Origin of the sequence: Pedobacter sp. MR2016-24 (assembly GCF_026239655.1) — a bacterium.
Classification (GTDB): Bacteria; Bacteroidota; Bacteroidia; order Sphingobacteriales; family Sphingobacteriaceae; genus Pedobacter.
This window is the reverse complement of sequence record NZ_JAPIVO010000006.1, coordinates 118580-130475: the sequence shown is the minus strand read 5'-3', so window position 1 is coordinate 130475 and position 11896 is coordinate 118580. Positions and strand designations below refer to the sequence as shown.

Here is an 11896-nt window from a genome sequence, read left to right as displayed (position 1 = left end):
CTGGTAAATTATTTTAGTAGCTGGTTAAGCCAGTTTTTTCTTTTTATTTTCACTGTAGAAAGCAAAACCCAGTCCGGCAAGTAACAGTAACGATCCTGCCAGGGAGATTTTTTCGCCAGTATAATAAGATGTAGGGTGGAAAACAAACTCCACTTTGTGATTGCCCGATTCCAGTTGTGCAGCACGTAATACGTAATCTGCTCTGAAGTATGGTTTTTCCACACCATCAATTAACATCTTCCATCCTTTATCATAATAGATTTCAGAAAATACAGCAATCACATCTCTCGGCGCACTGTAAGAATAAACCAGGTGATCCGGATGGTAACTGTCCAGTTTGATGAAAGCTGTCGGCCCGCCTACGCCAGCACGCGTAGTATCAATCAGGCTTTTGTAACGCTGATCTACAATCGCTTCTTTTTTAGGATCGAAACTACTGATCGCTTTCATTTCTTCATCGGAATCTTTTACAAACTGCACACTTTCCACAATCCATGCATTTCCCGCGGCTGTAGCATTACGCTGCATTTTATAAGAACCATTTTGCTGATCCTGTGTGATGATGTATTTGGTATTGAACATATCCAGTACATCCTGGTTCACACTTTTTGTGAACTGATGGTCAATCAGCTCCTGAATACGCTTCAATCGTGCAGAGTGGGCACCACCTACTGTTTTGTGGAAGTAAGAAGCATCAGCACTGGTAAATGTTGGAATAGAAGCATCGTAAACTCTGAAGTTCGGATCTTTATCCGCCATAATGAATGTATCTACATCTCTTGGCTGATAATGTGCATTCAATGTGCTTTTAGGGACAAAGTTTGCATTGTTCAGGTAACGACGATCTACCTGCCACATATCAAACAAGATCACAACAGCAATAATTCCAAAAGCAACCTCTGCTTTCAGCTTTTTTGTAATAAATGCCCAGGTAAGTCCGAATCCGATCAGGACAAACAGTAATGTGCGCAGTGCATCAGCTCTGGCCAGGCTAATCCTGTCTTCCACCAAGGCATTTGCTACCTTATTGGCTACTGTTGCATCATTATTGAATGCTTGTGTTAAGGAAACAATAAACTGCTGATGTTCTGCCGTTTTAAAGCTGAAGAATAAGGTTGGCATGATCGCTACCAATAATGCAAAACCTCCTGTGATAGCGGCCGACCAGGTCAGCTTCTTCACCAGGTATTTCTGATCATACTGCCCGTCCTGTGCTTCTTTAACAGCTAATAATGCAAGAATCGGGAAAAGCAGGCCTACCACAGCAAGTATGGATTCTACAGCCCTGAACTTGTTATACAGTGGTACATAATCGAAGAAAAGATCTGATATGAAAGGCAGGTTTTTACCAAAGGACAGGAACATGAAAAGTATGGTAGTAGATAAGATCCACCACTTCATGCGGCTGCGCACGATAAACAATCCGAACACAAACAGGAAACAAATGATCGATCCAAAATAATAAGGACCGGCTGTAAACGGCTTATCACCCCAGTAAACTGGTAAACGCTGCGCAAAATCTACTGCTTGCTCTGGTGAAGCACCTACAGCTATGATTTCTTTGGCTACATTGGATTTAGCATCCAGACGTTCTGCTCCGCCGCCGTATAAATTAGGAATCAGGAAGGTGAATGATTCTCCGATACCCTGGCTCCATTGATAAGCGTAATCTTTAGGCAGACCGTTTTCAGGCTCTGTTTTATCATTTGTCAGATTAGATTTACCACGAATCGTTTCCTTACCATATTCGTAAGTGGTCCATAAATTACTGGCGTTTACCATTACGGATAACAATACTGCAGCAAATAAAAATGTAAGTGCCCTGGTCAGTTCCTTTGTGCGCTTCGCTTTAACAGCATGATAAATCTCAATGCCCACATAAATCAATAAGGCCAGTAAGAAATAATAGGTCATCTGGATATGATTAGACCTGATATTTAAGGCAAGGAACAGCGCAGTTAAACTTGCACCCATCCAGTATCTGCCTCTTAATGTCATGATGATTCCAGCCAGTATTGGCGCGAAAAAACCGATCGCCAGTGCTTTATTACTGTGACCTGCCGCTATAATGATAAAGTTGTAAGAGGTAAAAGCAAATGCAATTGCGCCCGCGGCAGCAAGCCAGGGATTGATTTTCAAGGTGCAGAACAATAAGTATGCACCCAGAAGATACAACAGAACAGTACCTACAGGATCAGGAAAAGTATCTTTGATTAAAGAAATACCATAGGTTGTAAGGTTTAAGGGATACTGAACCCAGATCTGATAAGCAGGCATCCCGCCAAACATCTCATTGGTCCAGAGCGGACCTTTGCCATCTTTGGCTTTATAATCCATGATCTCCTTTTGCATCGCCTTAGCTTGCAAAACATCGCCTTGTGCAGGAGCTTTACCCTGCAGAACAGGACTGAAATAGACGAAACAGATAATTACAAAAAACGCACTGATGGCCAGATGTATGCCATTCCTTTTTAACCAACTATTCATTAAGGTTTGTTTATGATTTAAACTAACCCCAAAAATATGAAAATGACGCAGATTAAGAAGGGATATTTATGGATTTTTGAAATAGTTTATTTTACCTCTTCATAATCTACAAAATCGCCCAGTTTATCTGCATTTCCCTGTTTAGGCTGTGGCGGTACGTAGTCGATAGATATAGATCCTTCAGGTTTCCGTGCAGGCTGCTCCTGTTGCTGCGCATACTGACCCGATTGCTGCTGCATCTTTCCAAAAATGTTTTTTAACACCATTGGAAAAACCAGTCTTAACAGCACTCTAATCACCCAAAGGACAAGTATCGCGATAAAAAGAAATTTAATTAACCACCCCATTCGTTTTCAATTAATAAGCAAATATAAATAATTCGGTTAATCTTCCTCAACAATTTCGGCAACCCTGCCTATTTGACCATCTTCCAAACGTACTTTAATCCCCCTGGAATGAAATGCAGACGAAGTGAGGAGGTTAGCCACAATTCCCCTGGTTAACTTTCCGCTGCGCTGATCTTTCTTTAAAATGATGTCTACTTCTAATCCCGGATACACATCCGCCCTATTTTTACCGTCCATATTTATAATTATGTGCTTTTCACAATACTTTTACCAAATCTTTCTTCAAATACCTTTTCCATGGCAAACATCTCATCACGCAGCCTGGCTGCCAGCAGGAAATCCATATCCTTCGCTGCTTTGGCCATATCCTTACGCGTTTTGTCAATAGATTTCTGCATCTCAGGCTTAGTCATATACTGCACAATCGGATCCGCAGCAATACTCACCTGATCCACCTCAACATAAGCTTTTTTGCGTTCTGTATTTTCAGAGAAATCCAGTACCGATGTTTGCTCCAGTATAGCTTCCCGGCTTTTGCCGACAGTCTTGGGAACAATACCATGCTCCAGGTTATAGGCAATCTGCTTTTCGCGGCGCCTGTTTGTTTCATCCATGGTGACAGCCATAGAATCTGTGATTTTATCCGCATAAAGAATTACCCTGCCCCTGTCATTACGTGCAGCACGACCAATAGTCTGGATCAGGGAACGCTCCGATCTCAGGAATCCTTCCTTATCAGCATCAAGAATGGCCACAAAGGATACTTCAGGTAAATCAAGTCCCTCCCTTAATAAGTTAATCCCGATCAGCACATCAAATTCGCCCAGTCGCAAGCCCCTTAAAATCTCCACCCGTTCGAGCGTTTTCACCTCAGAGTGGATATAACGGCATTTGATGTTCAGCCTGTCCATATATTTGGTGAGCTCTTCCGCCATACGCTTGGTTAAGGTAGTGACCAGCACCCGGTCGCCCATCTTGATAGTTTTATCAATCTCGTCCAGCAGATCATCTACCTGGTTCACAGCCGGCCTCACTTCAATCAGCGGATCCAGCAGACCTGTAGGCCGGATCACCTGTTCAGCGATAATACCATCCGATTTCTGGAGTTCATAATCTGCAGGTGTAGCACTTACATATATCGTTTGCGGCGCTAAGCGCTCAAATTCTTCAAAATTAAGCGGCCTGTTATCCAATGCAGAAGGCAGTCTGAAGCCATACTCTACCAGCGACATTTTCCGCGAGCGGTCACCCCCGTACATTGCCCTGATCTGTGGTACCGTTACATGGCTTTCATCAATTACCATCAGGTAATCATCAGGAAAATAATCCAGCAGGCAGAAGGGACGCATTCCCGGCGACCTGCCATCAAAGAACCTCGAATAGTTCTCAATACCGGAACAATATCCCAGTTCTTTCATCATCTCTATATCGAAGTTCACCCGCTCTTCCAGTCGTTTTGCTTCCAGCAATTGCCGGTCGCCCAGCAACTGATTTTTCCGCAGTTCCAGTTCTTCCTGAATACCCCAGATCGAAGAGGTGAACCTGTCCTTTGGTGTTACAAAAAGATTTGCCGGATAAACGGCCATATCTTCCAGTTTTTCCAATGTTTTACCCGTTACCGGATCAATGACACTTAACTCTTCAATATCGTCACCAAAAAAAGATACACGGTAAGCATTATCCAGATAGGCCGGAAAAATATCTACCGTATCCCCCTTCACCCTGAAGGTACCACGCTTAAAATCAGTGATGGTCCTTGCATATAAAATTTCTACCAGGCTATGTAAAAAAGTATTTCTTGAAATACGTGTTCCTACTGCAAAACGGAATACAGATCTGGAGAAATCTTCCGGATTTCCCATACCATAGATGCAGGAAATAGAAGAGACAACGATGACATCCCTCCTGCCGGACATCAGTGCGGAGGTAGTTCTGAGTCGTAGTTTCTCAATCTCTTCATTGATACTTAAATCCTTTTCTATGTAAGTATTGCTGCTGGGCATATAAGCCTCAGGCTGATAATAATCATAGTAGGAAACAAAGTAATTCACCTGATTTTCAGGAAAGAACTGTTTAAATTCTCCATATAACTGAGCGGCCAGTGTTTTATTATGACTCAGGATCAGCGTAGGTTTTTGCGTCTGCTGGATCACGTTGGCCACGGTAAAAGTTTTACCAGAACCCGTAACACCCAGCAAGGTCTGATAATGTTCATCATTATTTACACCTTCTACCAATTGTTTAATCGCAGCAGGCTGATCACCCGTTGGTTTATAATCTGAAACAAGTTGAAATTTCATAGAATATCAAATATAAGAATTATTGATGTATTGAATTGTCGTGATTATATCCTAAATTTATAGACATCATGAAACTATTGGTTTATGTTCCGCTGCTTACACCGAGGATAAAATATGTATTTAACTTTATCTTCAGCGATATCCTGAAAACAGAAGTTGGCTTTAGTTCAAATCTTGCTGAGTTCAAATCTTCTGCGCTGCCCAAGATTACCTACGCTGATCAACCGGTATCAAATGAGCCATTTTTTAAAAACTCAGATCTTCTTCTTTCTCACACCATAGTGCGGCCGAATATAAAAACGACCACTTTCGGTGACATGATTGTGCCTTTTGCAGTTGATAACAGCAGTTTACCCTTTGATGTTTTTGCAGCGGCATTTTATTTTGTTAGCCGCTTCGAAGAATATCTTCCTTTTAAGGCAGGAGCCGATGCGTATTACCCTGCAGAATACAGTTTACAGAACAAATTGAAAATGCTGGAATTCCCCGTTATAGATGGCTGGGCATTAATGCTGAAAAATATCCTGCTGAAACGGTATCCTGCACTACATTTTGGTAAAAAGACTTTTGAATTCCACCCGCTGATTTGTATGCATGACTGTTCAGACCACAGTCTGATGGATGTTATCAAAAATTCTTTCCGTTTCCTGGAGCGCTTACCTTTTATCAAAAAATCTGCTCCTGTACCCGCCAAGACCACCAATCTGCAACTATTCCTGAATGGGCAACATGAAAAATATCAGTTAAAACCCATCTACTTTACCCAGCCTGCACAACAGATCGATCAGGACAATAACCGTCAGGTCAGCCTGCCCAACAGTTATCTTGAACTGTTAAAAAACGGTGTGGCGAATGATTACAGGATGGGCTACCTGAATACTCCGGGATTTAGGGCAGGTACCTGCACGCCGTTTTTATGGTACGATCTGCAGCTGGAGAAAACCACCCATCTCCGTATCCATCCGATTGCCGTGAATGATTTGATGCTGGGCCGTAACAGGACTTTCAACATAGATGCTACGCTAAGCAAATGGGGCTCCCTGATTCAGCATGTACAGCTTTTGAGCGGCAGTTTTTACATCGTATGGCATAAAGAAACGCTGCCGGATGCGGGCAAGGGTAAAATTGGAAGAAGACTTTATACACAATTGCTTTCCAATTTTTTATCTTTACCTGATGATATTCAACCTGAGTAAAATTAATTCTATTGCGAATATTTTTATTGCCGAACTGCGCGATGAAAATATCCAGCGTGATGCGATGCGTTTCCGTAAGAACCTGGAACGCCTTGGCGAATTTTTCGCATGGGAAATCAGTAAAACACTTAGCTATACACCAACAGCAACCAAAACCCCGCTGGGGATAGCAGCATCACAGCAATTGGAAAAACAGCCCGTTTTGGCTACGATCATGAGGGCAGGATTACCTATGCATCAGGGCCTCCTCCATATTTTCGACCAGGCAGAGTCTGCATTTATCTCTGCTTACCGCAAGCCGCATCATAGCGGTGATGTGGAAATACAGGTGGATTATATTTCTGCACCGGATCTTACGGATAAAGTAATTATTATGGCAGACCCGATGCTGGCCACAGGTCTGAGTATGGTCTTATGCTGTAAAGAGCTGATCGCACAATATCAGATCAGGGAGTTACATATCGTCGCAGCTATCGCCAGTGCCGAGGGCATTAAACATGTACGGGCCAACTTACCGCAGGCCAGGTTATGGATTGGTGCTATAGATGAAGAAATGACTTCCAAAGCTTATATTGTTCCGGGGCTTGGGGATGCAGGTGATCTTGCTTATGGAACGAAAATCTAATAGAATTTACCACAAATGATTAAAGATATCTTTTTTGATCTGGACCATACGATATGGGACTTTGATAAAAATGCACAGGAAACGCTCACAGAATTATATAACGAGTACGCCTTACATACGCTTGGACTGAGTTCCTGTGAAACATTTATCGACACCTATACAGAAAATAACCAGCTGTTATGGGCGGAATACCATATGGGCCGCATCACGAAAGAAAAATTAAGGTCTGAAAGGTTCAGTAAAACATTTATCCAGCTGGGTGTAGCTCCGGAAAGCGTGCCGCATGCTTTTGAGGAGGATTATGTACGTATCAGCCCGACAAAAAGAAACCTGTTTGCCGGTTCAGAAAAGGTACTGTCTTACCTGCAAAAAAAATATACCTTACACATTATATCCAACGGATTTAAAGAGACCACGCTGACTAAAATGGATCTCTGCAATTTAAACCCCTATTTCTCGAATGTAATTATCTCGGAGGATGTGGGTGTAAATAAACCTGATCAGGCAATTTTTGCATATGCATTGCAAAAGGCAGGTGCACTGAAACATGAAAGCATTATGATTGGCGACAGTCTGGAAGCCGATATCCGTGGCGCGCAGGATTTTGGAATGAAAGCGATATTCTTTAATCCTTTAAACAAGGATAAACCTGCTGATGTGGAATGGCAGATCCAGAATCTTGAAGAATTAATGAGCCATTTTTAGCCGGCTCATTAATTCATATTTCTGTTTTATACGCTGAGTTCCCTGGAAAAGGTTTCGCCGAAACGATCGGTGGCGACAAACCTGATCTTTCTCACTGCAGTACCTATATGAGTTGTGAAGATATGATCCGTCAGTCTTGGCTCCGGGAAAGTTCTGCCCACAGGCAATTTGTCTCCCTTATATAACCTTACCGCTTCAGGATCATAGCCGATTTCATTTTTTAATGCACCCATCGGCTGATCATCAACAAAATACTCCACTTTCCATTCAGGATCCCAGTTATATACATTAGCTGTCACTTTCAGCTTTTCATCTGCTTTTTCAAGCGTGATGCTGATCTGGTCAGTCCTGTCCTTACCTGTGGATTTATAATACCATTTCAAATCAGTACCATCAACTTCATACACACCGTAACCTCTAGGTGTACCATCTTCACAGATCGCACCTGTCCACCATGCACCACAGACAGTACCATGGTTATGTTCAAACACGCCATTTTTGATCACGTTCTGATTATAGTGCGTGTGTCCCGACATGACATGCACCTTCTTGAATCCGGTAAGCAGGGCATAAAAATCTGCACTGTTTTTTACCGCATCATGAACTGGTATGTGCAAATTGATGATTAACAATTTATCTTTTGATACCTGTTGAAGATCTTTTTCCAGCCATTGTAACTGCTCTGGTGTGATGTAGCCATCATATTCACGTTCTCTCCCCAGGTAACGCACGTTTTCCATGACTACATAATGCACCTCACCGCGGTTGAAAGAATAATAAGTTGGTCCGTAAACCGCTTTGAAAGTTACGTCAGAAGTTTCATCCCCACCTTTACGGTAATCCATATCATGGTTGCCCAGCGTCTGAAAAAACGGAATGCCCATCTGTGCTACAGCAAGATTGTAATCAGCAAACAGTGCATGGTTATCCCATACGATATCACCCACACAAATGGCATGTACTAATTTTTCCTGATCAAAAGATTTCAATAACTGCTGCACATCCGGAACCGAAGTTTCCATCATCTGTTTTACATCCTTCTTATTTCTTACCTGCGGATCTGCCCAGATCAGGAAGGTATGTTTGTCGTCTTTTTTATTCAAGCGCTTCAGCTGAAAATCATAATCATTCCCTTCTCCTAAAATATGGTAATGCCTGGAAATATGGTTTTCTGTTATAAATTCATAACCTGCGGGCGTGCTCAGCCATACAGCACTGGCATGTTCATGTGCAGTAAAACGGAAGTTCCCTTTTCTGTCGGTTTTAATTACCGAATAACCGTCAGAGATTACCACATCTGCTATGCCTCTTTTTCCATCCGTTACCCGGCCTTTTACGGTTTTATCCCTTTTTAGCAAAGCGTAAGGAAGGGCCTGGAGGCTGACCAACATCCCCGCTCCCAACAAACCGAATTTTTGTATAAATAACCTTCTGTTCATGTTCTAAATAAATATCTTCTAATTGGAATAGATAGCAATGTCTTCAATACATAATCTACCGTTTAATACAGTGGGAACACTACTGGCACCTAAACCTAATTTCGTGATCCGGAAACGTACTTTACCTTTGATGTTCAGCGTAACTGTTTCCTGTTTAGAACCTCCTGTAGCAGCTTTATAATCTGTACCCGCTGCAATCCAGCTCAGTCCGCTGTCTGTAGAATATTCTAACCTGAATGTACTGCTTACATCTGTAGAATAGGCACCCTGCCAGAAAGTAACTTTAGAAGCTCCGTTCTCCAAATCGAAATTCATTTGCAGATAAGCAGGTACTTTTAAGCCCTGCTGCATGCGGATACATTGCAACCCTGGTGCATTGATTCTATCGCGGTTGGCATTTAAATTCCCCAATATGGATTGCTCTAATTTCCAGCTGCCCGTTTTCAGGTTGATGCTATTATCCGGAACAGCAACAGTATTCATATTGTAAGAAGGTTTTATGGTGGCATCCGGACTTTCAAAACTTTCCGGCCAGTTTGGATAAATAGGTCCGCTGGCATTCACTACATCCGCGATGGTCCTGATGCGCAGTTGTTTGACACCTCCATAACCGCTGTTTTCATTTCCATAGGTCAGGATACCTGTGTATGTTGCACTGGCAGGCATTGAATTTGCCGCAAACTCGGCACCGGCTTGGGTATGCAGCACAATTGTACTTCCTGAACCATCATCCAATACTTTATTACCAGCATAGGTGTCTCCCGTAGCAGGTAATGGTTTGGTATCTGCTGTGATTTTTACCAGCGTATTTTCATAAACATCAAAACTGGCTTCAAGCGTACCAATACTTACTGATTTAGGAACAATAACATTATTAGCGGTGATTTTAGTAATCCTCGACGCTGAAATACCCTTCAGCTGCATAGAACCACCAACTTTACGTAATGTTGCACCGGTAAGATCTACTAATACGGAATCTCCCGCAACAAAAGGGATCGTTTCCTGACCAAGATCAATGACTATTCCCCGTGAAAGTCCACGGCTGCTGTTCTGAATAATAAAAGCACCCGCAGGCAGGTTGTGACTTTCTGCACCAGCGATCACCACGCCGCCTGTAGTTGTTGCGCCAGACAACAGTTCGGCATTAAGGTTTATATCTGCACCTTTATATGCATTCTTTACAACATATAATGCTGCAAATGAATTTAGAGTACCTGTTGAAGGATTAATATCCTTTTTGCAGGAATTGAGTATCAAAACACTAATCAAAAGGGCAATGATAACAGTATATATTCTTTTCATAATTATAACTTGATTATTTATTCCACCACATTTTCGTATTCAGATCATCTGGTCCGAATACAGCTACCGCAGCTGAGTAATTTGCGCCATTAGCCGACTGAACAAAAACAGGATACTTTAAACGCACCGGCATTTTACCGTCGTTCTGCAATCCGGCACCTTTTGGCAAATTAGGATGTCCCGTACGTCTGTATTCAAACCACTGCTGAAAGTCGGTAAAAAACAATGTGTAGTATTTCTGCAGATGGATTTTCTCCATTTTAAAATCAATGTTATCCGCCGCATTCCAGGCCAGAACTGTATTACTGAAATAATCAGCCGGAACCGCAGCACCCCAGAAGGTAATTGCGTTGACAACCCCATTGTCATAATAAGTTTTAGCGTCTCCGCTGATATACCCTTTTACTGCAGCTTCTGCCAGCATAAACTGTAGTTCCGGGTAATTGATGATATTTCCCAAAAGCGGCTCATTGATTAAACTGTTGTTGTAGGCCGACTGGCGCTCAGGCACCTGACCTCTTACATATCCGCTTGGAATTCCCGTATAAGTACCACTTGCCTGTGTAGCCCATAGCGGACGGCGCGGGTCATTCCAGTTGTTCAGCGTATTGATAAAAAACTCTGTTAAGCCATTATCACCGCTAAAATCAAAAGGTCTGTAATTAAAAAAAGCAGAAGTATATGGCGGCGTAGTAGAATACCTGATTACGGCCGATTCCGCATTGCTGGTAAAAACCGGGTAGTTTGCACTGTTCGTATTCACGATCTCGGCAATTTTGGCTATTGCATTAGATTCCTGTCTTGCAGAGGCCCTAAGCAGCAATCGCAGGTACAGCGTATTACCAAATTTTCTCCAGTTGGCGATCGTTGTAGCAGAAGTGGCTCCTACGGTTCTTCCATACAGCGGGTCATAAGAAAGCTGTTCAGGTGTTAATGCTGTGCCTGTTGCCAGCAGCGTATTCGCCTCCTCCAGTTTTCTGAACAGATCTGTATAGATATTTTGCTGTGTATCAAATTTTGGCTGATAAATTTTATCTTTGCCCAAAGCAGCTTCACTATAAGGCACATCACCAAAAGTATCTGTAAGCAGTGAGCTGACAAAAACATCACAGATCAGTGCCATTCCCATATGGGTAGTCCTGTTCAGCTCTTTAGAGCGATTGTACATATCCCTGAAATTTGTCAGCTGTAAATACCAGTTGTTCCACATATAATCAGACTCCGCCGGACGTACTACATAACGGTGAATCTCATCTCCATCAGACACAGAAACGTGGTCCTGCATCAGTTCATTAGTCAGACGTAATGCCCTGTTATTATTTTTGGTGACTACATCCCACAATGCCGGCGTCAGCAATGCTTCAGGTAATGCCGCTGTACTTTTATTCGGATCTGTATTCAGCTCCTTAAAATCCTTTTTACAAGCTGTGGTCAGCGTGATCGCAGTAACCAGCAGTATAATCAGAATGTTGAATTTTATCTTCATGATTGTATG

The 11896-nt window shown here is 42.5% G+C and carries 10 protein-coding genes; 3 read left to right on the top strand and 7 right to left on the bottom strand.

The window, feature by feature from the left end:
- Positions 1-24: 24 nt before the first annotated feature.
- The 4 genes from OQX62_RS16915 to uvrB all read right to left on the bottom strand — a co-directional run bounded on the left by OQX62_RS16915 (position 25) and on the right by uvrB (position 5134).
- Positions 25-2487 (bottom strand): hypothetical protein, encoded by a 2463-nt coding sequence (locus OQX62_RS16915; RefSeq protein ID WP_265832799.1) that lies wholly within the window; start codon positions 2485-2487, stop codon positions 25-27.
- Between the two features lie 86 nt (positions 2488-2573).
- A complete protein-coding gene (locus tag OQX62_RS16910) occupies positions 2574-2834 on the bottom strand; it encodes a DUF4834 family protein (protein ID WP_265832798.1) in 261 nt (86 codons plus the stop codon).
- Between the two features lie 36 nt (positions 2835-2870).
- On the bottom strand, positions 2871-3071 hold the full coding sequence (locus OQX62_RS16905; protein ID WP_265832797.1) for a YwbE family protein: 201 nt from the start codon (positions 3069-3071) through the stop codon (positions 2871-2873).
- 8 nt (positions 3072-3079) lie between these two features.
- Positions 3080-5134: an excinuclease ABC subunit UvrB gene (gene uvrB, locus OQX62_RS16900; RefSeq protein ID WP_265832796.1), complete on the bottom strand. Its 2055-nt coding sequence runs from the start codon at positions 5132-5134 to the stop codon at positions 3080-3082.
- Between the two features lie 68 nt (positions 5135-5202).
- Between uvrB and OQX62_RS16895 the strand changes: the two genes are divergently transcribed.
- The 3 genes from OQX62_RS16895 to OQX62_RS16885 are packed head-to-tail and all read left to right on the top strand — an operon-like array spanning position 5203 to position 7660.
- Complete coding sequence (locus tag OQX62_RS16895; RefSeq protein WP_265832795.1) at positions 5203-6330, top strand: DUF7033 domain-containing protein; 1128 nt, start codon at positions 5203-5205, stop codon at positions 6328-6330.
- Positions 6311-6955, top strand: coding sequence for a uracil phosphoribosyltransferase (upp, locus tag OQX62_RS16890; RefSeq protein WP_265832794.1), 645 nt, complete (start codon positions 6311-6313; stop codon positions 6953-6955). The genes OQX62_RS16895 and upp overlap by 20 nt, the downstream gene beginning before the upstream one ends.
- A 15-nt stretch (positions 6956-6970) precedes the next feature.
- Positions 6971-7660, top strand: a complete 690-nt coding sequence (locus tag OQX62_RS16885; RefSeq protein WP_265832793.1) for a YjjG family noncanonical pyrimidine nucleotidase — start codon at positions 6971-6973, stop codon at positions 7658-7660.
- 26 nt (positions 7661-7686) lie between these two features.
- Here OQX62_RS16885 and OQX62_RS16880 read toward each other — a convergent pair whose 3' ends face one another.
- From OQX62_RS16880 to OQX62_RS16870, 3 genes are read right to left on the bottom strand one after another with little or no spacing between them, the layout of a single operon-like run.
- Positions 7687-9099, bottom strand: coding sequence for a calcineurin-like phosphoesterase family protein (locus OQX62_RS16880; RefSeq protein ID WP_265832792.1), 1413 nt, complete (start codon positions 9097-9099; stop codon positions 7687-7689).
- A gap of 18 nt (positions 9100-9117) precedes the next feature.
- Positions 9118-10401 (bottom strand): DUF5689 domain-containing protein, encoded by a 1284-nt coding sequence (locus OQX62_RS16875; RefSeq protein WP_265832791.1) that lies wholly within the window; start codon positions 10399-10401, stop codon positions 9118-9120.
- Positions 10402-10414: 13 nt separating this feature from the next.
- Positions 10415-11887, bottom strand: coding sequence for a SusD/RagB family nutrient-binding outer membrane lipoprotein (locus OQX62_RS16870; RefSeq protein WP_265832790.1), 1473 nt, complete (start codon positions 11885-11887; stop codon positions 10415-10417).
- Between the last annotated feature and the right edge of the window lie 9 nt (positions 11888-11896).

Bases quoted from the DNA above. Each gene is read 5' to 3' on its own strand.
- OQX62_RS16915 (WP_265832799.1), bottom strand. From the start codon at position 2,487: ATGAATAGTTGGTTAAAAAGGAATGGCATACATCTGGCCATCAGTGCG.
- OQX62_RS16910 (WP_265832798.1), bottom strand. From the start codon at position 2,834: ATGGGGTGGTTAATTAAATTTCTTTTTATCGCGATACTTGTCCTTTGG.
- OQX62_RS16905 (WP_265832797.1), bottom strand. From the start codon at position 3,071: ATGGACGGTAAAAATAGGGCGGATGTGTATCCGGGATTAGAAGTAGAC.
- uvrB (WP_265832796.1), bottom strand. From the start codon at position 5,134: ATGAAATTTCAACTTGTTTCAGATTATAAACCAACGGGTGATCAGCCT.
- OQX62_RS16895 (WP_265832795.1), top strand. From the start codon at position 5,203: ATGAAACTATTGGTTTATGTTCCGCTGCTTACACCGAGGATAAAATAT.
- upp (WP_265832794.1), top strand. From the start codon at position 6,311: ATGATATTCAACCTGAGTAAAATTAATTCTATTGCGAATATTTTTATT.
- OQX62_RS16885 (WP_265832793.1), top strand. From the start codon at position 6,971: ATGATTAAAGATATCTTTTTTGATCTGGACCATACGATATGGGACTTT.
- OQX62_RS16880 (WP_265832792.1), bottom strand. From the start codon at position 9,099: ATGAACAGAAGGTTATTTATACAAAAATTCGGTTTGTTGGGAGCGGGG.
- OQX62_RS16875 (WP_265832791.1), bottom strand. From the start codon at position 10,401: ATGAAAAGAATATATACTGTTATCATTGCCCTTTTGATTAGTGTTTTG.
- OQX62_RS16870 (WP_265832790.1), bottom strand. From the start codon at position 11,887: ATGAAGATAAAATTCAACATTCTGATTATACTGCTGGTTACTGCGATC.